General features: G+C 64.4%; 21 protein-coding genes, 1 pseudogene and 1 riboswitch. Of the genes and pseudogenes, 10 read left to right on the forward strand and 12 right to left on the reverse strand.

The window, feature by feature from the left end; all coding sequences use genetic code 11:
* The 7 genes from ENJ54_02705 to ENJ54_02735 all read right to left on the reverse strand — a co-directional run.
* The coding region (locus ENJ54_02705; protein HFC08757.1) for a hypothetical protein at positions 1-442 on the reverse strand (442 nt) is incomplete at its 3' end.
* 343 nt (positions 443-785) lie between these two features.
* Positions 786-1,421, reverse strand: coding sequence for an MBL fold metallo-hydrolase (locus tag ENJ54_02710; protein HFC08758.1), 636 nt, complete (start codon positions 1,419-1,421; stop codon positions 786-788).
* A gap of 95 nt (positions 1,422-1,516) precedes the next feature.
* The gene (locus tag ENJ54_02715) at positions 1,517-2,560 is read right to left on the reverse strand and encodes a fumarylacetoacetate hydrolase family protein (protein ID HFC08759.1); all 1,044 of its coding nucleotides are present in this window, start codon (positions 2,558-2,560) and stop codon (positions 1,517-1,519) included.
* Positions 2,561-2,713: 153 nt separating this feature from the next.
* A complete protein-coding gene (locus ENJ54_02720) occupies positions 2,714-3,490 on the reverse strand; it encodes an enoyl-CoA hydratase (protein ID HFC08760.1) in 777 nt (258 codons plus the stop codon).
* Positions 3,487-3,939, reverse strand: a complete 453-nt coding sequence (locus ENJ54_02725; GenBank protein ID HFC08761.1) for a hypothetical protein — start codon at positions 3,937-3,939, stop codon at positions 3,487-3,489. The genes ENJ54_02720 and ENJ54_02725 overlap by 4 nt, the downstream gene beginning before the upstream one ends.
* 13 nt (positions 3,940-3,952) lie before the next feature.
* Positions 3,953-4,651: an SDR family oxidoreductase gene (locus ENJ54_02730; protein ID HFC08762.1), complete on the reverse strand. Its 699-nt coding sequence runs from the start codon at positions 4,649-4,651 to the stop codon at positions 3,953-3,955.
* A gap of 23 nt (positions 4,652-4,674) precedes the next feature.
* Positions 4,675-5,151 (reverse strand): YbaK/EbsC family protein, encoded by a 477-nt coding sequence (locus tag ENJ54_02735; GenBank protein ID HFC08763.1) that lies wholly within the window; start codon positions 5,149-5,151, stop codon positions 4,675-4,677.
* A 137-nt stretch (positions 5,152-5,288) separates the two neighbouring features.
* On the opposite strand from ENJ54_02735, the gene amrA reads away from it, so the two are divergent.
* A complete protein-coding gene (gene amrA, locus ENJ54_02740; GenBank protein HFC08764.1) occupies positions 5,289-5,888 on the forward strand; it encodes an AmmeMemoRadiSam system protein A in 600 nt (199 codons plus the stop codon).
* Here the strand turns inward: amrA and ENJ54_02745 are convergent.
* On the reverse strand, positions 5,885-6,151 hold the full coding sequence (locus ENJ54_02745; GenBank protein HFC08765.1) for a hypothetical protein: 267 nt from the start codon (positions 6,149-6,151) through the stop codon (positions 5,885-5,887). The genes amrA and ENJ54_02745 overlap by 4 nt on opposite strands.
* 359 nt (positions 6,152-6,510) lie before the next feature.
* A riboswitch (cobalamin riboswitch) is annotated at positions 6,511-6,656 on the forward strand.
* Between the two features lie 211 nt (positions 6,657-6,867).
* Positions 6,868-6,978 (reverse strand): annotated as a pseudogene (locus tag ENJ54_02750) (dinitrogenase iron-molybdenum cofactor biosynthesis protein).
* Between ENJ54_02750 and ENJ54_02755 the strand changes: the two are divergent.
* From ENJ54_02755 to ENJ54_02795, 9 genes are all read left to right on the forward strand, one after another.
* On the forward strand, positions 6,896-7,864 hold the full coding sequence (locus ENJ54_02755) for a cobalamin-binding protein (protein ID HFC08766.1): 969 nt from the start codon (positions 6,896-6,898) through the stop codon (positions 7,862-7,864). The pseudogene ENJ54_02750 and the gene ENJ54_02755 overlap by 83 nt on opposite strands.
* A 54-nt stretch (positions 7,865-7,918) precedes the next feature.
* Positions 7,919-8,938, forward strand: a complete 1,020-nt coding sequence (locus tag ENJ54_02760; GenBank protein ID HFC08767.1) for an iron ABC transporter permease — start codon at positions 7,919-7,921, stop codon at positions 8,936-8,938.
* Between the two features lie 26 nt (positions 8,939-8,964).
* Positions 8,965-9,783 (forward strand): ABC transporter ATP-binding protein, encoded by an 819-nt coding sequence (locus ENJ54_02765; protein ID HFC08768.1) that lies wholly within the window; start codon positions 8,965-8,967, stop codon positions 9,781-9,783.
* 18 nt (positions 9,784-9,801) lie between these two features.
* A complete protein-coding gene (gene cobT, locus ENJ54_02770; protein ID HFC08769.1) occupies positions 9,802-10,866 on the forward strand; it encodes a nicotinate-nucleotide--dimethylbenzimidazole phosphoribosyltransferase in 1,065 nt (354 codons plus the stop codon).
* The gene (cobS, locus tag ENJ54_02775) at positions 10,863-11,624 is read left to right on the forward strand and encodes an adenosylcobinamide-GDP ribazoletransferase (protein HFC08770.1); all 762 of its coding nucleotides are present in this window, start codon (positions 10,863-10,865) and stop codon (positions 11,622-11,624) included. Before cobT ends, cobS begins: the two co-directional genes overlap by 4 nt.
* A 13-nt stretch (positions 11,625-11,637) precedes the next feature.
* Positions 11,638-12,204 (forward strand): bifunctional adenosylcobinamide kinase/adenosylcobinamide-phosphate guanylyltransferase, encoded by a 567-nt coding sequence (cobU, locus tag ENJ54_02780; GenBank protein HFC08771.1) that lies wholly within the window; start codon positions 11,638-11,640, stop codon positions 12,202-12,204.
* A gap of 139 nt (positions 12,205-12,343) precedes the next feature.
* A complete protein-coding gene (locus tag ENJ54_02785; protein ID HFC08772.1) occupies positions 12,344-12,706 on the forward strand; it encodes an ArsR family transcriptional regulator in 363 nt (120 codons plus the stop codon).
* A gap of 27 nt (positions 12,707-12,733) precedes the next feature.
* On the forward strand, positions 12,734-15,124 hold the full coding sequence (cadA, locus tag ENJ54_02790; GenBank protein ID HFC08773.1) for a cadmium-translocating P-type ATPase: 2,391 nt from the start codon (positions 12,734-12,736) through the stop codon (positions 15,122-15,124).
* 82 nt (positions 15,125-15,206) lie between these two features.
* Positions 15,207-15,506 (forward strand): hypothetical protein, encoded by a 300-nt coding sequence (locus tag ENJ54_02795; GenBank protein ID HFC08774.1) that lies wholly within the window; start codon positions 15,207-15,209, stop codon positions 15,504-15,506.
* A 98-nt stretch (positions 15,507-15,604) separates the two neighbouring features.
* Here the strand turns inward: ENJ54_02795 and ENJ54_02800 are convergent, their stop codons facing one another.
* The 3 genes from ENJ54_02800 to ENJ54_02810 all read right to left on the reverse strand — a co-directional run bounded on the left by ENJ54_02800 (position 15,605) and on the right by ENJ54_02810 (position 19,483).
* Positions 15,605-17,974: an ABC transporter permease gene (locus ENJ54_02800; GenBank protein HFC08775.1), complete on the reverse strand. Its 2,370-nt coding sequence runs from the start codon at positions 17,972-17,974 to the stop codon at positions 15,605-15,607.
* 93 nt (positions 17,975-18,067) lie between these two features.
* Positions 18,068-18,787, reverse strand: a complete 720-nt coding sequence (locus ENJ54_02805) for an ABC transporter ATP-binding protein (GenBank protein ID HFC08776.1) — start codon at positions 18,785-18,787, stop codon at positions 18,068-18,070.
* A gap of 87 nt (positions 18,788-18,874) precedes the next feature.
* Complete coding sequence (locus ENJ54_02810; protein HFC08777.1) at positions 18,875-19,483, reverse strand: TetR/AcrR family transcriptional regulator; 609 nt, start codon at positions 19,481-19,483, stop codon at positions 18,875-18,877.
* Positions 19,484-19,815: the final 332 nt, after the last annotated feature.

A 19,815-nucleotide genomic window follows, 5' to 3' on the forward strand; every position in this document is an offset into this window, starting at 1 on the left:
CAGTGATGGTGTAGCCGGAAAGGGGTTCGCTGCCGGTGATGGCCACCACGGCGCTATCGCGGCACCAGCCGCCGCTGCTGCTGCACTGCAACTGGGCCGCGACGGTGGCCGGAGGGAGGGATTCGTTGTGGCATGAATCCTCAACCCGAAGGTAAGGAAGGCCGATAGCGAGGTCGGCACAAATGGCATCGGAACATTTGAGTGCGCCCGGTGTGCTGGGCTGGTCGCCGCAGGTGATGTCGTAGGAGCACATATACTGGTGAAGGCCGTTGGCGACATAGAAGACATTGTGGGGCGCGCCGCAGACAGTATGATGGCGGTTAGGGCCAATATAATCGGCGCGGACGTGGTGCGTTATCGCCAGGCCTGGCACGAGGACGAGTACCGCCGTCAAGACGGCCAGGCAGAAATTCCCCCAACGGCATATGCGAAAGATTTTCATCATAGACCCCTGTCACACTTTTGGTGATTCCCTCTCAGCGAACAAAGCCGTGGTCGAATTATAAGCGGAGGCCTACGAAAGGTCAAATATTGAGCCAACCAAAAAGCGGAGGGCGCCTTCGCAGTGCAGCGCCCTCATTTTTCGCGCCTTTTGGAAAGCGGCAACTGGTCGCCGCACATCAAAGGAAAACCGTCCAAAAAACTTTCTGTTGCCGACCAAATGGCAAGTTGAACCATAGGGCTTTCGCTCGAACTCCGCAACCCTGCCATCGAGGCTTTTCAACCCGCTTGAGCGAAAGGCCTATAGTTTCAGGACTTGGCACGACTACCCGACCATCCGCCGACTACCTGACAAACAGGTTGTGCCGTCTTTCCTCGCCGACGGTGGTGGGCGGGCCGTGGCCGGGGAAGATGCGGGTTTCTGCAGGCAGGGTGAACACTTCGCTGCGGATGCTCTCCACCAGCGCGCCCCACTCGCCGCCGGGAATGTCGGTGCGGCCCACGCTGCCGCGGAAGATCAGGTCGCCGCCGAAAAGCGCATTCGCTTCCGGGCAGTAGAAGGCCACATGACCGGGGGTATGACCGGGAGTGTGGCGCACCTCGCAAACGACGTTGCCCACTTCCAGCGCATCGCCGTGGTAAAGGCCGATATCGGGCGCGGGGCCGGGGTCTTCGATTTCCAGGCCGAAAAGGTCGGCGCCGCCTTTGGCCTTCCACAGCCAGCAGTCTTCGGGGTGCAGCGCCACCGGTGGGGGCGGCGAGAAGGCGCGCAGCAGCGCGGCGATGCCGCCAATGTGGTCGAAGTGCGCGTGGGTCAGCCAGATGGCGGTCAGCCGCCAGCCGCGCTCGCGCAGCACCTGGGCGATGCGCTCGCCATCCCAGCCGGGATCGATGACCACGGCGTCGCCGTTGGCTTCGTCGGCGAGGATGTAGGCGTTGGTTTCCAGAGGGCCGACGGTGAGGGGAAGGATGGTGAGCATAGGCGCTTGACTCAAGAATGAAGAGGAGGAAACCGCAGATTACGCAGATTGACGCAGATTTTTCTGTGTAATCTGCGTAATCTGTGGTTCTTTTCTCACCCCGGCTGGCCAATGATGTTCCGCAGGGTGCCGACGCGCTCGATTTCCAGCACGATTTCGTCGCCCGGGGAAAGCCACTGCCCGGTTTCCATGCCGCTGCAGCCCGGAATGGTGCCCGTCGCCATCACTTCGCCCGGCAGCACTTTCTCGCCCAGCGAGGCGTAGGCCACCATTTCGCCGAGGCTGTGCTGCGGCCCCGCGGTGGTGCCTTCGCCCCACGGGGTGCCGTTGACCGTGACGCGCGCGGTGAGGGCTTCCACATGGGGCAGCACCTCATCGGCAGTCACGACTACCGCGCTCATGCCGTTGGCAAAGTTCTTGGCCTTCACCGGGCCAAAGCCGCTCATCATTTCAGGGTATTGCACGTCACGGGCGCTGAAATCGTTGATGACCACGAAGCCGCCGATGGCTTCCAGCGCCTCTTGCGGGGTGGCGTTGTAAATCGGGCGGGCAATCACCACACCGAGTTCCAGTTCGTAGTCCAAAGCGCGGGTGTAGCCCGGCCACGGGATGGTCTCGCCTTCAGTGTAGAAGTTGATGTGGCTGCCCATGTAGTAGATGGGTTTCTCGTACCAGATGGGCTTGGGGCGCAGTTTGGGGTGCGGCTTGCCGGTCAGTTTTTCGTAGAGGGCAAGCGGCTTCCACATTTTGGGCAGGAAGCGTTTCACCAGCCCCTTGCCTGCGTTGATGACATGCTGCTCGTAGAGCATGAAATCGCGGAAGGAAAGCGGTTTGAAGGGCAAGATGGGGGCCGGGTCGTAGGCGTCGCCAAAGGTTTCGCCCCGCTCGGCCATCACTTCCACCAGGCGGGCAGCCTCGGTGCGGGCCTCTTCCCCCGCCTGCAGGAAGGCGATGAGGTCGGTGGCGGTGCGCTGGAGGGTGGGGTAATCGTGAGGGTTTTGCCCGGCGGCAAGGTCGGTGTTATCCAACCGATAGAGGGCAGGTAGCAGCGGAATCCACTGCCCTTCGTGTTCCACCGCGACCGAATAGGGCACACGGAGTTCGCCAAAAGCCGTCAGGCGCACAAGGCGGAGTTTCATGGGAAGCCTCCCTCAAGAAAACGGGTGAAAAGGTCGGGAAATCCGGCCAGGGCGTAGGGGGGAGCAGTGGCAAAGGCAGAGCCCGGCGCTACCTCTGCCCCCAGCGGCTGCAGCCAGGGTTCCAACGCAGCCGGTGGGATGAAGAAGGCGTTCTTACTTGCCCTTCCACTCGGGCTTGCGCTTTTCCAGGAAAGCGCTCATGCCTTCTTTCTGGTCCTCGGTGGCAAAGAGCAGATAAAACACCCGCCGCTCATAGGCCAGCCCCTCGGTCAGCGGGGTTTCCAGCGCCTTGTTGACGGCTTCTTTGGCAATGCGGAGGGCAATGGGTGCCCGGGCGGCGAGTTGCTGCGCCAGTTCCAGCGCCTCGTCCAGGTAGCGCTCGACGGGCACGACGCGGTTCACCAGCCCGAAGCGGGCGGCTTCCTCGGCGCTCAGGCGGCGGTCGTTGAGCACCATTTCCATCGCCAGATATTTGCCCACCGTGCGGGTCAGCCGCTGAGTGCCGCCTGCGCCCGGAATAATGCCAAGGTTGATTTCCGGCTGGCCAAATTGGGCGCTCTCGGAAGCCACAATCATGTCGCAAGTCATGGCAAGTTCAAAACCGCCGCCCAGGGCAAACCCCGACACCGCCGCGATGATGGGCTTGCTCACTTTGCGAATCTGGTCAAAAAGGTCAATGTAGCCGCTGGTGAGCATATCCACCGGCGTGGCAGCCGACATTTCCTTGATGTCGGCGCCGGCGGCAAAGACGCGCGCGTTGCCGGTAATCACAATAGCCCCAATGGCATCGTCGACGTCGAAAGCCGCCAGAGCGTCGGTCAGTTCATGCATCAACTGGCTGTTGAGCGCGTTGAACGCCCGCGGCCGGTTGAGGCGAATCAACCCCACACGGTCATGGACTTCGGTCAGGATGGTTTCATAGGTGCTCATTGGGAATCCTCCTCACAAGGGATATGCTGCAAAAGATCCTCGCCTATGGCAAGGCTGCGCTCCACCCACCACTGCACAGTGCGGATGCCAAAATGCGGGTGGCGGTCGGCGTAAGACCAGCCCGCGCCGTCAAGGGTTGCCACGCGGGCCAGGGCGGCTTCCCGCCAGGTGCGGTAATCGGCCAGCATGGTTTTTGGCGTCGGGAAGGCCGCGGGCAAGGGGGTAAGCACGAAACGCGGTGGGCGGCGGTCGAGCAGGGCTTCCAGGTTAGGGACACCCACCTGCTGCTCCCACCACCACAACTGCGCCAGCAGGCGGAAAGCCTTCCCCTCAGGCTGCCGCGCGCCCGCTGGCAAAGCGCGCCAGGCGCGCGCAAGGGCCTGCGGCTGCGCCTGCCACGCAGCCAGCACTTCCTGGCGGTAACGGAGCAGTTCGGCAAAGGCGGACATGGTCTCTCGAAAGTCAGGGCACGAGCACCAGGCCAGAACGGTCCGCGTGCGCCGGCGAAACCAGCCAGCGCACCATCTCGCCGACGGTGGTGGGGGCAGCCTCTCCGGCCTGGCGGACGGCTTCGGCAAACGACACAGCATCGGGCGGCGCGCTGGCGCGGTCAGGCCAGATCATGTGCACGCGAATGTGGGAAGGCTCCAGCACCCGCGCCGCATGGCGTACCAGGGCCAGCAGCCCGGCTTTCCCGGCCTGATAGACCACGCTGTCGGGCTGGTCGGGCTGCGCACCGAGGAAAACCATCGCCCCGCCGCCGTGGGTTTGCATGATGCGCGCCGCAACCTGCGCAGCCAGGAAAGGAAGGGAAAGGTTGCTATCCAGAGCACGGTGCCAGTCCCATTCATCCAGGCGCAACATGTGGGCTTTGGGGGCAACATCCACCGCGCTCACCAAAATGTCAATGCGTTCCTCGCCGAAGTCGTCGGCAATTTGGTTGAACACGGTTTGGAGGGCAATTTTCTTGATGACATCGCCGCTATAAGCCTTCGCGCGCCCCCCGCGCGCGATGATTTCCTGCACGGTTTGTTCGGCGTGCATGGGGCTGAAGTCGAAACAGGCGACAAAAGCGCCCGCTTCAGCCAGGCTCAACGCGGCCGCGCGGCCATCGCCCCGCCCGGCACCGAGCACAAAAGCAAGTTGGTTGTCCAGTTCCATGAAGTCTCCTCGACGGGTTAAGATCAGGTTTGCAGCGCCACCACCTCGGCGTGGGTGGCTTCCAGCAGGGCTTCAGGGGTAATGCGCAACAAAGCATTGTGCGCGCCGCCGCCGGCATAAGCCACCGACAGATGCAACACACGGGCATCCACCAGCGTGCGCAACGGGCTGCGGTGCCCGCATGGCGGCACCGCCCCCGCGGGGTAGCCTGTGGCTTCCAAAACCTCTTCAGGGCGAGCGACACGCACCTTTTTGCGCCCGATGCCCAGATACTGCGCCAGCCGGCGCGTCTCAATCCGCCCGGTGCCTCGGGCAACCACCAGCACCGGCTCACCCGCGGCCCAAAAGACCACGGTTTTGAGAATCTGGTCCACCGAGACGCCCAGCACATCCGCCGCAGCCTGCACGGTGGGCGTCGGCGCGTGCAGGCGCACCACTTCAGCCGCAACGCCGTGGCGGCGAAGCCAGGCTTCCAGGTCGTCAGCCGTCAGTGTTTCCACACCTCCATTATAAACCCTCGCGGCTCGCGAGAGCGGGCGCGTCGCTTCCCACGGTTGGTATAATCATCTCGAGGGCTGTTGATGATTCACGGGCAGCGTACCGGCCTGTTGAGTTTTCGGCATGGAGGAAGTGCGAAATGAGTGAACAAACCCACCGACTCACGGAAGAAGAAGGTCAACGCTTGATCGAAATGGCTCGTGCGGCGCTGGAAGCCGGCGTGCGGGGAAAGCCACTGCCGCCCGTGCCCCCCAATTTGCCGCCGCGCCTGTGGGAACCCGGCGCGGCCTTCGTAACCCTGCGAACCCGCGCCGATGGCCGCCTGCGGGGCTGCATCGGCAGCATCGTTGCCACCCGCCCCCTGGTGGAAGACGTCCGCACCCACGCCATTGACGCAGCCTTGCACGACCCGCGCTTCCCGCCGGTGACGCCGCCGGAACTGCCCGGCCTGGCGCTGGAAGTTTCGTACCTCACCCCCCTCCAACCGCTGGAATATCGCTCGCCGGAAGAACTGCTGACCAAACTCCGCCCGCAGGTTGACGGGGTGTTGCTGCGCGATGGCTGGCGGCAGGCCACTTTTCTTCCGCAGGTGTGGCAAAGCCTGCCGCATCCTGTGGATTTCCTCACCCACCTCTGCCTGAAGATGGGCGCCGAACCGACGTGCTGGCAACGCCCGCTGGAGGTGTTCACCTACCAGGTGCAGGCCTTCCAGGAACCGGGATATTGGGAAGCCGACTAAATTCGCTCGAAGCGACTGACCGGCAACACGAAAATCACCCCTTGTTTGATGGCCGGTTCCGCAGGCTGGCTGCATTCGCCGCGGATGATTTCCACCACCTCATCCACCTGCTCATCTTCCACCCCCAAAAGCAAGGTCGTCGAGCCACGGCGCAAAAAGCCGCCCGTGGAAGCCAGTTTGGTGACGCGAAAGCCGCGCTCAATGAGCGCCTGCGAAACGGCGTTGCTGTCGGCGGTTTGCACCACGGCAATAAGCATTTTCATCGGGTCTCTCCCAAAGCGGGCGGGGTTATATGCACTTCCATTTTACCTTAAAACCCCGCCCTCGCGCGCCGGGCCGTGGCAACCCGGCCAGGCCCCCAGTCAGGGTCGATGGCCGCGGCTTCGGCGAGGCTTTGCTCCACCGGTTACGTTGCGTCGTAACACGAATCGCGGTACCGCGCACTTCGACCACGCGCGGTTCGCAATCTCCGCGCCCCGCGCCGCGCCCGCTATTTCATGCTTTGGCGTTGCCCCGCGCGAAGCGCCACAAGAAGCATTCCTTGAAATTGCGGTGAGTAGCCCCATTCGGCCCAAAATGCAGCGCGAAATCTGCACACGGTCGGCTTTGTTCTGATACAATAAAAGCACCTATCGGTCAAGGTGCCTGTACCCCCGGATGGGCAGGCTGAAAGGCGAAGCCGGTGAAAGTCCGGCGCTGTCCCGCAACTGTGACCCGCCGCCAACGCGGTGGGAAGCCAGGTCGCCCGCCTTGACCGGTTTCCACGCCCTCGCGGAAGGGAGTGGGAGCGCAAGCGCCCCTGGCGTGCTGTGTTTCCCCCTCACCCCTGTCCGACGGGCAGGGGTTTTTGTTTCTCCCTCCCGCGGGCACCCACCCCAATCTTCATCTTTTTCAAGGAGGTGCTCGTGTCCCGCAAACTGTCTTCCCTCTTGCTGTTGGTGGCTGTCGCCGCCATGCTGCTGGCTGCCTGTGGTCAGGCTGCCACCCCCACGCCGCAGCCGACCGCGGTGCCCACCCAGGCGCCGCCTTCCCCGACGCCGTTGCCCCCCACCGCGACCCCCATCCCGCCCTCACCCACGCCGACGCCCATCGTGGTGAAAGACGGCCTGGGCAACACCATCACCCTTGAGGCCCCTCCCAAGCGCATCGTTTCCCTCGCACCCTCCATCACCGAAAGCCTGTTCGCCATTGGGGCCGGGAAGCAGGTGGTGGCACGCGACGACAATTCCAAGTACCCCGAAGCCGCGGCCAAACTGCCCAGCGTGGGCAGCCTGTGGGGGAACTTCCCGCTCGAAGCCATCGTCGCCCAGAAGCCCGACCTGGTCATTGCCGCCGAAATCACCTCTCCCGATCAGGTCAAGCAAATGCAAGATGCCGGCCTGACCGTTTTCTGGGTTGCCAACCCTAAAACCCTGGATGACCTCTACACCGCCCTGCGCACGCTGGCAAAAATCACCGGGCACGAAAAAGAGGCCGAGAAACTGATCGCCCAGATGCAGGAACGCGTGCAGACCGTCGAAGACTCGCTCAAAGACGTCACCGACGAACCGCTGGTGTTCTATGAACTGGATGCCACGGATCCGGCCAACCCCTACACCGCCGGCCCTGGCACCTTCATTTCCACACTCATCCAAATGGCAAAAGGCAAGAACGTGGGCGATGCGCTCTCGAAGCCCTGGGCGCAAATCAGCACCGAAGAACTGGTGAAGCAAAACCCCGACATCATCCTGCTGGCCGATGCGCCCTATGGCGTCACCTCCGAATCCGTCGCCAAGCGCGCCGGCTGGGATGCCATCAAAGCCGTCAAAGACGGCAAAGTGTACCCCTTCGACCCCAACTTGCTGAGCGTTCCCGGGCCGCGGCTGGTGGATGGCCTGGAAACCCTCGCGGTGATGCTGCACCCCGATGTGTTCTGCGCCCAAGACCTGACCAAGCACCTCGAGCAGAACCTCGTCGGTGCGGTGTGCCAACCGTAACCCTGCGGCTTATCCAGGGGCGGGGATTTTGCCTCGCCCCCCTGATTTTTCCACATGCGTTCTTCTTTCAGGCGTGCACTTTTCCTCAACTTCAGCGTGCTTGCCCTTGCCCTGGTCCTAAGCGTTGCGGTCGGCTCGGTAAGCATTCCGCTGCGAGATTTGGCGCGCCTGCTGTGGGCAGGGGTGCGTGGCGCACCCCTGCCCGCCGACGTGCCCTCGTTCATGGCGGTCATCGTGTTCAAACTGCGCCTGCCGCACACAGCCTTAGTGCTGCTCACCGGTGCGGCGTTGGGTAGCAGCGGCGCGGCCTACCAGGGTGTGTTCCGCAACCCCTTAGCCGACCCTTACCTGCTGGGTGTGGCATCGGGCGCGGGCCTGGGCGCCGTCGCCGCGATTGCCCTTCAGGGGGAAAGCCTGACCGCAGGCGGCTTTCTCGTCCCAGGGGCGGCGTTTGTGGGCGCACTGCTCACGGTGGCGTTGGTGTATGCCCTGGCGCGGGTCGATGGCTACGTGCCGACCTCGACGCTCATCCTCGCGGGGGTGGCGTTGGGCGCGCTGGCCTCGGCGCTCACCTCGTTCCTCATGCTTCAATCGCAGGGCACGCTCCAGCGGGCCATCGTGTACCTGCTCGGCGGCGCACCGCTCAGCGGCTGGAAACCCGTCCTTGCCGTGTTGCCTTACTGGCTGGTCGGGGAAGCCATTCTGCTGGCCTCGGGCCACCCTCTCAACGTCCTTCAATTTGGGGAAGACCAGGCCCAGCAACTCGGCCTGAATGCCGGGCGCGCCAAACTTCTGATTCTGGGCGCGGCTTCCCTGGTCACTGCAGCAGCAGTGGCCTTTGCGGGCATCATCGGCTTTGTGGGGCTGGTGGTTCCCCACATCGCGCGGCTGCTCTGGGGCGAAGACTACCGCCGCCTCATCCCGCTTTCCCTTTTGGGCGGGGCCAGCGTGCTTTTGCTTTCCGACCTGCTGGCGCGCACCCTGTTGGCGCCCCAAACCCTGCCGGTGGGCATCGTGACAGCCCTCTTCGGCGCGCCGTTCTTCCTGTGGGTGCTTCAGCGCGCCAAGAAATGAACGCCGCGGGCTTTCCCACGCAATGGATGAATGATGCCATGAGCCTACAAATTCGCGATGTGATTGCCGGGTACGGCGAGCGGGAAATTTTGCACCGCGTGAGCCTGGAAGTGGCGCGCGGCGAAGTCGTGGCGCTGGCCGGGCCCAACGGTGCCGGCAAGAGCACGCTGGTACGGGTAATCAGCGGTGTGCTGCGCCCGAAGCATGGCGCGGTGCAGTGGGAAGGCGCGGACCTGCTGGAATTGCCGCCGCGCGAGCGCGCCCGCCTGGTGGCGGTGGTGCCGCAGGCCCATCACCTGCCGCCGATGTTTACCGTGCGCCAGGCGGTGGCGCTGGGGCGCACGGCTTACCTTTCGTGGCTGGGCGCCTTAGGGGAAAGCGACCACGCCGCAGTTGAGCGCGCCCTGGCCCAAACCGATTTGCTCCCCCTCGCGGAGCGACCGCTGGGACACCTTTCCGGCGGCGAACAGCAGCGCGTGCTGCTGGCACGCGCGCTGGCGCAGGAAACGCCCCTCCTCTTGCTCGACGAGCCGACCACCCACCTCGACCTGCGGCACCAGGCCAACATTCTGGGGCTGGTGCGCCGCCTGAGCCGCGCACGCCGCATGGCCGTGCTGATGGTGGTACATGACCTCAACCTGGCTTCTCGCTTTGCCGACCGGCTGGCGCTGTTTGCCGAGGGGCGCGTCGTGCGCGTGGGTGCGCCTGCCGAGGTGCTGACCGCCGAAACCGTGTGGCAGGTTTATGGCACGCCCGTGGAAATCTGGCGCAACGGCGACGGGCGGCCGGTGGTCTACCTCAAAACCCCCTCTGCACCGCAAAACGCCGAAACCCTGCAAACGTGATTTTCCGGAGGGTTCCCCATGACCGACCTCTCCTTCACCCCCAAATTTGCCATTCCCCCGCTCGACGAGGCGGCAGCCCGGGCCGCGCAAGCCCGCCAGGCGCAACTCACCAAGCCCGCGGGCAGCCTGGGGCGGCTGGAAGACCTCGCCATCCGCCTCGCGGCGATGACAGGCGAAGCGACCCCACGCCTGGAGCACAAGGTGGTGCTGGTGTTCGCCGCCGACCACGGCGTCACCGCGGAAGGCGTCAGCGCCTACCCCGCAGAAGTGACAGCGCAAATGGTGCTCAACTTCGTGCACGGTGGCGCGGCCATCAGCGTGCTTTCCCGCTTCACCCACAGCCGCCTCAAGGTGGTGGATGTCGGCGTGGCAGCCGACCTGCCGCCCGCGCCCAACCTGCTGGCGCGCAAAATCGCCCCCGGCACGGGCAACATCGTCCGCGAGCCTGCCATGAGCCGCGAGCAAGCCTGGGCTGCCCTGGAAGCCGGGGCCGACGTCGTGGCCGAGGAAGCCGAAGAGGGGCTGGATATCCTCGTGCTGGGCGAAATGGGCATCGGGAACACAACCGCCGCGGCCGCGGTGGCCTGCGCGCTCGGCGGCTTCCCGCCGGAGGAGCTCGTGGGGCGCGGCACCGGCATTGACAACGCCAGACGCCAACACAAGGTCGCCGTGGTGCAACGCGCCTTAGCGCGGGCTGCTGTTTCGCCCACCGACCCCATTGGTGTGTTGGAACACCTGGGCGGCTACGAAATCGGCGCCATGGCCGGGGCCATGCTGGCCGCGGCCCAGCGGCGCGTGCCCATTTTGCTGGACGGTTTCATCGCCACAGCCGCCGCGATGCTCGCCGCAGCCCTTGCCCCCGACATCCGCCATTACCTGATCGCAGCCCACCTTTCCGAAGAACAAGGCCACGGCCAGATGTTGGACTTCCTTGGCATGGAGCCGCTGCTACAATTGAACATGCGCCTGGGCGAAGGCAGTGGCGCGGCGCTGGCGCTGCCCATCGTGGAAGCCGCGACGCGCCTGCACGCCGAGATGGCGACCTTCAGCGAAGCCGGCGTTGCCGAAAAGGTCGCCGCATGATGGCCGCGTGGCGACGCCTGGCCCGCGGCTGGGGCGCGGCGGTGCGCTTCCTGACCGTGTTGCCATGGGGGCGGTGGGAAGCCGACGCGCCGGAAGATCTCGGCTGCGCGGCGGCGCTCTTCCCGCTGGTGGGGGCGCTGATAGGGCTGGGTGTGGCGGGAACCCGGGCTGCCGTGCTTGCCCTGGGCGCCTCGCCCGCCCTGGCCGCGGCGCTGGCTTTAGTGGCCTGGGTTGCCCTTACCGGCGGCCTGCACCTGGACGGCTTGATGGATGCCGCCGACGGCCTGCTCGGCGGCCAAACAGCGGCCCGGCGGCTGGAAATCATGCGCGATGAGCGCGTGGGCGCTTTTGGCGTGCTGGCGGCAGGGTTGGTTTTGCTGACCAAATACGCCGCGCTGCAAACCGCACCCGGGGCGGGGGTGGTGCTGGCCGCCACCACAGGCCGCTGGATGCTCACCACCGCGATGGCGCGCTTTCCCTACGCCCGCCCCCAGGGGCTGGGTGGCATGTGGCATGCCCAGGTCACGCGACGCTCGTGGTGGGCAGCAACCGCCGTCACGCTCGCGATCGCGCTGCTCTGGCCGGAAGCGCGTTTATGGGCCGCCCTGGCGGCGGGGGCGCTGGCGGGCTGGTGGCTCGCGCGGTGGGCTTCCCGGCGCATTCCCGGCCTCACCGGCGACGTCTACGGCGGCCTGGCAGAACTCACCGAGAGCGTGGTCCTCGTCGCGGCAGCCTGGCTCGTGGCCTGGCCCGGCTAATTTGAGGTCATCCATGCCTTTCCCAAAAACGCTCACTTTGATTTTAGGCGGCGCGCGCAGCGGCAAATCGTCGCACGCGCTGGCGTTGGCGCGCACGCGGGCGCAGCGGGTGGTGTTTGTCGCCACGGCCACTGCGGGCGACGACGAAATGGCCGCACGCATTGCCCGTCACCAGGCCGAGCGCCCCCCACAGTGGGAGACGCGTGAACTGCCGCGCGCGGTCGGCAGGGCGCTGGAAGCCGCCCCGCCCCAGGCCGACTTGCTCTTGCTGGATGATCTCACTTTGCTGGTCAGCAACGTGTTGCTTGCCGCGGTGGGAGAAGCCGATCCCGCCGCGCTGGCCGTGCAGGAGAACGCCCGCCGCGCGGTGGACGATGAAATAGAAGCCTTGCTCCACGCCTACCACAACCTGCCGCTGGCATGGATTGTCGTTTCCAACGAAGTGGGGTGGGGGTTGGTGCCCGCCTCACCGTTGGGGCGGCTCTACCGCGACCTGCTGGGCTGGGCCAACCGCCGCCTTGCAGCCGAGGCCGACGAGGTGCTGCTCATGGTGGCAGGCCTTCCCATGCAGGTGAAATAGGGGGAAACCCACCGCGCGCGCAACCCACGCGCCGCCAAAATAAGGCTCAGTCCCAATGGGTCTAACCCATCCAGGGCATTCGCCGGGCCGCGTCGGTTGGGTGATTCTCCAACGCCTGGCTCCCTGCCTTGCTGGCAGCATGTTTTTGTGTTATCATCTGAATATCTGTTCATACAATCATGCAAATACCATCCCAGGAGGTACGATGGCTCCCCTTTTGGAAACAGAAGCCGCGGAACGGCTGGCCGAAATGTTCCGCACCCTCAGCGACCCCACCCGCCTGCGCCTCATCGCCGCCCTGCAGGATGGCGAAGTCAACGTCAGGCAACTGGCGGCGATGGTGGGCATCAGCGAGTCGGCGGCTTCCCATCAACTGCGCAACCTGCGGCAAATGCGCCTGGTGCGGGCGCGCAGGCAAGGGCGCGAGGTGTATTACGCCCTGGATGACGAACACGTCCTGGATCTGTTCCAGCGCGGGCTGGCGCACATCCGCCACGATTGACCCCCGCATTTCCAAAGGAAACAACCGATGCAGGAAAAAACCGTAGAAGTCGAGGCCACCCTGGTCTTGCCGGACATTGAAGACGAAACCGACGAATGCCTTGTGCGTTTTGCCGATGCCCTGCGGGCGCGCAAGGGCATTGTGCATGTGCACCTGGAACGCGACGAGCAGCCTTTGCGGGTGTGCATTCACTACGACCCGCGGCGGGTTTCGCTGGAAACCGTGCGCCGGATGGCGCAGGACGTCGGCGGGCAACTGCTGGCGCGCTACCGCCACGACAGCATTCCTTTCGAGGGAATGCGCCAAGCCGACGAAGCCCCTGCCCTGCGCCGCGCCCTGGAACGCCTGCCAGGGATGCTGCACGCCGATGTCAACTACGCCGCCGGGCTGGCCTTCGTGGCTTACGACCGCGAGGTGCTTTCCCCGCAGCAAATTGCTGCCGCCATGCAGGCGCTGAACATCCGGCCTGTGGACTGGCCGCCGGAGCCCGACGAGGAAGGCCATGAGCACGGCAGCGCCCCCGCTTTCCTGCCTCACTGGGTGCGAGAGCGGTGGGAACTTCTCCTGGTGGGGCTGGCCGGTGGCTTCCTGCTGGTGGGCTGGGTGGGGCAAACCTTCCTGGGGCTGCCGGAACCCGTGGCCGTGGCCCTTTTCCTGCTGGCCTACCTGACCGGCGGGTACGACATCGCCACCCACGCCATTCCAGGGCTTTTTCGGGGCAACTTCGATACCGACGTTCTGATGCTGGCGGCGGCGGCAGGAGCCGCCGTGTTGGGGCAATGGGCCGAAGGCGCCTTCCTGCTCTTTCTGTTTAGCCTGGGGCACGCCGGCGAGCACTACGCCTTAGACCGCGCCCGCAATGCGGTCAACGCGCTGGGGGAAATGATGCCCAAAACCGCACGCGTCAAAGAAGGGGAACGCATCGTCGAGCGCCCGGTCGCCCGCCTGAAGATCGGCGACCACGTCATCGTCCGCCCCGGCGACCGCGTGCCGGTGGACGGCGAAGTGGTGGCAGGCAACAGCGCGGTCGACCAAAGCCCCATCACCGGCGAAAGCGTGCCGGTGCCCAAAGCCCCCGGCGACGAGGTCTTCGCGGGCACGGTCAACCACGATGCCGTTTTGGAAGTCAAGGTAACCCGCCGGGCCAAAGACACCACCCTGGCGCGCATCATGCAGATGGTCGCCGAAGCCCAGAGCCAGCAAAGCCCTACCCAGCGGTTCGTGGAAAAATTCACCGCCCGTTTCGTTCCGGCCGTGCTGCTGTTCGTGCTGGCGGTGGTCGCCGTGCCGCCGCTGATCGGCTGGATGCCGCTGCGGGAAAGTTTCTACCGCGGCATGTTGCTGCTGGTGGCGGCTTCGCCCTGCGCCCTGGCGTTGGGCACCCCGGCGGCCGTGCTGGCGGGCATCGCTCAGGCCGCGCGGCACGGCGTGCTGATCAAAGGCGGCGTGCATCTGGAAAACCTGGGCGCGCTGCGTGTGATGGCCTTCGACAAAACGGGCACCCTCACCGAGGGGAAATTTACCATCACCGACCTGCTCCCCCTGGACGGCACCAGCGCCGAAGCGTTGCTGCGGGTGGCCGGCGCGGTAGAGCAAGGCTCCAGCCACCCGCTGGCGCAGGCCGTGGTGGAAACCGCCCGCGAGCGCGGGCTGGAACTCCCCGTGGCCGAGAAGGTGGAAAACATCAGCGGGCGCGGCGTGCGCGGCGAAGTGGAAGGCCAGCCCGTGTGGGTTGGCTCGCTGCGGCTGTTCCAGGAGATGGACGGCGGCGCGCCCGACCGGCTGGCCGAAACCGTGGCCGCGTTGGAAGCCGAAGGCAAAACCACCATGGCCGTGCGCGCCGGCGACCGCTTCCTGGGGGTGCTGGCACTGGCCGACGCCCCCCGCCCCGGCGTCCGGGCCACGCTGCAGGCCCTGCTGGAACTGGGCATCCGCAAACTCGTGATGCTGACGGGCGACAACCCGGCCGTCGCCCGCCGCATTGCCGCAGAAGTGGATGTGACCGATGTGCGCGCCGGCCTGCTGCCCGGCCAAAAACTGGAAGCCATCCGCGAACTGCAGGTCGAGCACGGGGCGGTGGCGATGATCGGCGACGGGGTGAACGACGCCCCTGCCCTGGCCACCGCGACCGTCGGCATTGCCATGGGCGGGGCGGGCACAGCCGTGGCGCTGGAAACCGCCGATGTGGCCCTGATGGCCGACGATTTGAGCAAACTGCCCTTCGCGGTGGGGCTGAGCCGCGCCAGCCGCGCCGTCATCCGGCAAAACCTGGCCGTTTCCCTCGGCGTGATTTTCCTGCTGCTCGCAACCTCCGTTTTCGGCCGGATGGACCTCAGCGGCGCGGTGGTGCTCCACGAAGGCAGCAGCATCGTGGTGGTGCTCAACGCCCTGCGCCTGCTGCGCTTCGCAGAAGGATGACCGGGAACGCTTTCCCCCTGGCAAAAGCGGCGCATTGGGTGTATAAAAGCCTCCGCAGCCACACATGCCCCAAGGAGCCAGGATGGACGAAGACACCCTGAAAGCACTGTTGAAGGAAGCCGAAGCCCTGCCTGATGACGAAGCCCGCCAGCGCTGGCTGGACAGCCTGAGCGCCGAAGCGCGGGAAGCCGTCCTTGCAAACGCTCGCGCCTATGCCGAAGCCGCTTTCGAGGCGGCCGCGGAGCACCTGTGGGTGGCGCAAGAGGTTTTCGACCCCATGAGCCACGGTGAAACCCCGGCAAAACCTCTGCCCAGCCTCGACCTGCCCTCTCACCATCATCACGAAGGGGAAACCGACCCGCGCGAAGAAAACGCCGACTGATCCCCTCCCACCGTGATGAGCCGCCTCTGGCCCTACGCGCCGCCGCCCCCTGGAAGTGGTTTCCGGGGAGCGGCAGCCATTGGAGGGGCAGGCTTATTTCACGTCAGCATCTTGGTGGCTTCGGCAAGGTTGAGGCGGCCAATGCGGCGGATAGCAGGACGGGCGGCCAACAGCATGGTTATCAAAATGCCCACAGCCGTGATGATGTAACTGTGCGGGGCAATGTAAGCCGTCATCCAAAACAGGTCGGTGCTAAAACTTTTCGCCAGTGCCACCGTGGTGTACCATCCCAGCACCAACCCCGGCACCAACGCCAACAGCCACAACACCACGCTTTCCAACGCTATCATGCGGCCAATGCGCCCCACGGGGGTGCCGATGGCGCGCATGGTTGCCAGTTCACGCTGGCGCTCCAATACGCTGACCGTCATGGTGTTGAACAAGACGGCAAAAGCCATGCCCACTGCAAAGGCGATGATGAACCCCATGAAGAGGTAAAACAGCCCCATGAAGCCGCGCCAGTCGTTTTCCATTTTGCTCTTGATTTGCACACTGGCTGCGCCAGGCAGGTGGAAAAGCGCCTTTTTCAAAGTCAGCGCCTGGGCAGGGTCGGCGCGCACATACAGCAGGTTGAACATGGGAACTGGCGAGCCAACCCACTGGTTGGCCGTTTCCAGGCTTACAAAGACCGTGGAGCCATAAAGTTCATCGGCCAGCGCGCGCACCACCGCTTGTTTCTCGCCAAAAGGCGTCTGCACTTGCACCGTATCGCCCACCTGCACCCCCAGCGCCTGCGCCAGCGGCGGGGTGAGCAAGATGCCATCGTCGCGCAGGGCTTCCGTGGGGGTCACACCATCTTCCAGTTGCCATTGGTGCATTTGCTGGTCGGGCGGCAAGGCATACAAAAGCACATCTTTACGCTTGCCATCTGCCCGAAGCGTCACAGGCAGCATCAAGCCCGGCGTCGCCGCTTTCACACCTTGCCAGCCCTGCACTTGCTTCAGCGTGGCCTCGGTCTGAGGACGGTCAAACACCGTCATCAAATCCCATCGCTCCACCTGCTGGAAGGTGCGGTTGAGAAGGTAGTTCATGGAATCCAACATGCCCCAGGAAAAGAGCACCAGCACGAAAGCAAAGACGATGGAAAGGCCGGTGCTCAGGGCACGGCCGCGCGCCCGAAAGACATTCCGCAAAGGCAACCGCACGGCCAACGAGGTCGACGCGGGCAGCAGGCGTTCCAGCAGGCTGCGGCGGCCGCGGGTGAGCGCCTCGGCGGGGTCGAGCCGCATAGCCTGGGCCGGATGCATGTGGGCGCTGTGCCGCGCCGGCCCCCATGCTGCCAACGCCGCCATGATCAGGCTGATGCCCAACCCAATCACCATCAGGTCAGGGTAAACTCGCGTCTGCACCAGCGGAATGCCCAGTTCGTTGGCGTAAGCGCGGGTAATGCCACCCGCCGCGAGGGTGCCCAACCCTGCACCTGCCACAGCCCCCACCGTGCCAACAACCAGCGCCAGGGCCACATAGTGCCCCATTATCGCCCGGTTACTATAACCCAACGCTTTCATCAAACCAATTTGAGTGCGCTGGGAACGCACCAACCGCCCCAGCATGATGTAAAGCGAAAGCGCTGCTACCAGCAAAATTAGCGCAGGGATCGCCTCGCCCATTTCCCGGTAGCCTTCCAGGTCCATGTGCAGCGCGGCGTTGGAAGGCTGGTCAGCCTGCCAGGTTGCAGAATCCACATGGTAAGGTTTCAACACGGCTTCCACATCGCGCAGCACGGCCTGGCGGTCGGCGTCGGGGGTGAGCAACAGGCAAAATTCGTTGACCTCGTCGGGGGTGTTCATCAACCGCTGGAGGGTTGACAACGGCATGAAGAAAACCCCAAACGTCCGCGCCGAGGGGAGCAGTTCCTGACGGCTTGGGCTCACAATGAGGTATTCCGGGCTGGCAGCAATGCCTCGCACGGTGAAGGTTTGTTTGCGCCCCAGCACCAGCGGGGTGACCGTGTCGCCGGGGTGCAAGTCATACACCTCGGCAAAATGCGATTCCACCAACACGCCATTGGGGTCGTCGGGGCTCAGCCCGCTGCCTTCCAGCACCTGCACTCGATTGACCGCTGGTTGCCCTTCTGCAGGAATGCCAATGAGGCGGGCGCGAATGGGCTCGCCATCGGGAAGCAGGTAGCCGGTATCGGTGACCAAACGGGCTGTGACGGCACGCACACCGGCGACGCGTGCGACCTGTGCGGCGGCTTCCTCTGGGGCCGATTGCACCCGCACCGTCAGGTCGGCAAAATGCAGGGTTTCGTAAGTATGATGATATGACGTGCCCAGGTCGCGATAAGCGCCTGTCAGCGCGACCAGGCTGATTACACCCAACGCGACAATGACAACCAGCGCGAGGTTCTGTGCCCAGGCAGCCCGGAGATCACGCCAGGTTTTCTTCCACAAAGTCGGCGTCATCACAACGCTCCTCCCAAGAAAAGGGCTCCTTGCCCGCTGGGGCAAAGGTGAGGTTTCGACGTTTCCGAAATGGCGTATCAGCCCGCCGGGGGATTACCAGTTCAGGCTCTCTGGCGCCTGCGGGGTAGAGACGAGTTCATCAGCAGCCACCGTGCCGCTGTGCAGCCGCACAATCCGGTCGGCCATCGGGGCAATGGCGGTGTTGTGCGTCACCAGCACCACTGTCACCCCGGCTTCTCGGTTGAGATCACGCAGCGCCCGCAACACCTGCCGGCCTGTTTCCACATCCAGATTGCCGGTCGGCTCATCGGCCAGCAAAATCGAAGGGCGACCAGCCAGGGCACGCGCAATCGCAACCCGCTGCTGCTCACCACCGGAGAGCTGGCTGGGGAAATGGTTGCCGCGGTCCTCCAACCCCACCAGGGCTAGCAATTCTGCCGTGCGGCGTCGGATGACGGCGCGGTCGCGGGTGGTCAATTCCAGTGCAAAAGCGATGTTTTCCGCCGCAGTGAGGGTGGGAATCAGGTTGAAGAACTGGAAGACAAAGCCCACTTTCTGGGCGCGATAAGCCGTCAGGCGACGGTCGTCATATTGCGTAATGTCTTCTCCTTCGACCAACACCTGTCCCGAAGTCGGGCGGTCGAGGCCGCCGAGCAAGTTCAGGGTCGTGGTTTTGCCAGAGCCCGAAGGGCCCAGCAACACCACGAACTGGCCGCGCGGGATTTCCAAATGAAGGCCTCGCAGGGCGTGGACTTCCACTTCGCCCATGCGGTAAGTTTTACTCACATCCCGAAGGGCAATCAGAGAGGACATGGTACGCTCCTTATGGATGGGTTGAGTTGCGAGAGGCCACCGGGCCAATTTCAAAAAAGCCGATAAAAATCGGCATTATTTTGTAGATTATGGCATCTCTGGCAGCAGGCTTTGGATAAAAAACTCAGCCATCGGCTGCCAGTGCGCATGCAGGTCAAAATCTTCAGGGGAAACCACCCACAACAACAGCAAGCCCTCGAACTGGACGATGAAAGCCACAGCCATCATGGCCGGATCGTGGGAACGCAACTCGCCTCGTGCCATGCCTTCGGCGAGCAAGTCGGCAAGCACCGCCTTGTAGCGACGGTAATACCCCTGCATGGTCGTGCGCACCGGGCCGGGGCGGGTGGCAAGGGCATAGATTTCGTGCATGAACGGCATCGCGGCCTCAAAAAAGCCCACACTTTCTTCCGCACTGCGGGCAACCTGGCGCAGGCGCTCGGGCACAGGGCGGTCGTGGTCGGCTGCCGTGTGCAACATGTCGCGCATCATCAGCGTGAACATCTTGTCCACCAGCGCCTGCAAAATGGCGTCTTTGCCGCGGAAATACCAGTAAAGCGCACCTTTGCTGAGATGGGCTTCTTCCGCGATATCGTCCATGCGGGCTTTGTAGAAGCCCCGGCGGGCAAAGACCCGCAGGGCAGCCTCAAGGATCTGGTTCTTGCGCTCTGCGCTCACGTCAGGGCGAGGGGGCATGGCGACCTCTCCAAATAATTGACTGACCGGTCAGTATAGAGTGTAAACCCAAAGCCGCCGGCTGTCAAGCACGGAGGCGCCTGGAGACAGGGGAAACCCAACAAAGCCGTGCCGCTCGCGGAATCTTACTTTCGAAGCCTCGGTCTCGGAAAATATTCCTTATATTCCTTGCCGCGTTTCGCGCTGAGCAACGCCGAAGCACCCGCACCTGTGCCGACCAGCAGCCCCCATGCATGGGCTCCCATCGGCACGTTCTGCATTCCCGGCCCTCTTGGGCATACCCCCCAACCACCCCCCAAAGATTTACAAAATGCGCCCCAAAACGCCACGGA

It is taken from the genome of Chloroflexota bacterium (genome assembly GCA_011322445.1).
Taxonomy (GTDB): Bacteria; Chloroflexota; Anaerolineae; order Anaerolineales; family DRMV01; genus DRMV01.

Coding starts and splice junctions, on each gene's coding strand:
- cobT (HFC08769.1), top strand. CDS start 9,802: ATGACCGACCTCTCCTTCACCCCCAAATTTGCCATTCCCCCGCTCGAC.
- cobS (HFC08770.1), top strand. CDS start 10,863: ATGATGGCCGCGTGGCGACGCCTGGCCCGCGGCTGGGGCGCGGCGGTG.
- cobU (HFC08771.1), top strand. CDS start 11,638: ATGCCTTTCCCAAAAACGCTCACTTTGATTTTAGGCGGCGCGCGCAGC.
- ENJ54_02795 (HFC08774.1), top strand. CDS start 15,207: ATGGACGAAGACACCCTGAAAGCACTGTTGAAGGAAGCCGAAGCCCTG.
- ENJ54_02800 (HFC08775.1), bottom strand. CDS start 17,974: ATGACGCCGACTTTGTGGAAGAAAACCTGGCGTGATCTCCGGGCTGCC.
- amrA (HFC08764.1), top strand. CDS start 5,289: ATGAGTGAACAAACCCACCGACTCACGGAAGAAGAAGGTCAACGCTTG.
- ENJ54_02810 (HFC08777.1), bottom strand. CDS start 19,483: ATGCCCCCTCGCCCTGACGTGAGCGCAGAGCGCAAGAACCAGATCCTT.
- ENJ54_02715 (HFC08759.1), bottom strand. CDS start 2,560: ATGAAACTCCGCCTTGTGCGCCTGACGGCTTTTGGCGAACTCCGTGTG.
- ENJ54_02710 (HFC08758.1), bottom strand. CDS start 1,421: ATGCTCACCATCCTTCCCCTCACCGTCGGCCCTCTGGAAACCAACGCC.
- cadA (HFC08773.1), top strand. CDS start 12,734: ATGCAGGAAAAAACCGTAGAAGTCGAGGCCACCCTGGTCTTGCCGGAC.
- ENJ54_02725 (HFC08761.1), bottom strand. CDS start 3,939: ATGTCCGCCTTTGCCGAACTGCTCCGTTACCGCCAGGAAGTGCTGGCT.
- ENJ54_02745 (HFC08765.1), bottom strand. CDS start 6,151: ATGAAAATGCTTATTGCCGTGGTGCAAACCGCCGACAGCAACGCCGTT.
- ENJ54_02765 (HFC08768.1), top strand. CDS start 8,965: ATGAATGATGCCATGAGCCTACAAATTCGCGATGTGATTGCCGGGTAC.
- ENJ54_02805 (HFC08776.1), bottom strand. CDS start 18,787: ATGTCCTCTCTGATTGCCCTTCGGGATGTGAGTAAAACTTACCGCATG.
- ENJ54_02785 (HFC08772.1), top strand. CDS start 12,344: ATGTTTTTGTGTTATCATCTGAATATCTGTTCATACAATCATGCAAAT.
- ENJ54_02760 (HFC08767.1), top strand. CDS start 7,919: ATGCGTTCTTCTTTCAGGCGTGCACTTTTCCTCAACTTCAGCGTGCTT.
- ENJ54_02720 (HFC08760.1), bottom strand. CDS start 3,490: ATGAGCACCTATGAAACCATCCTGACCGAAGTCCATGACCGTGTGGGG.
- ENJ54_02730 (HFC08762.1), bottom strand. CDS start 4,651: ATGGAACTGGACAACCAACTTGCTTTTGTGCTCGGTGCCGGGCGGGGC.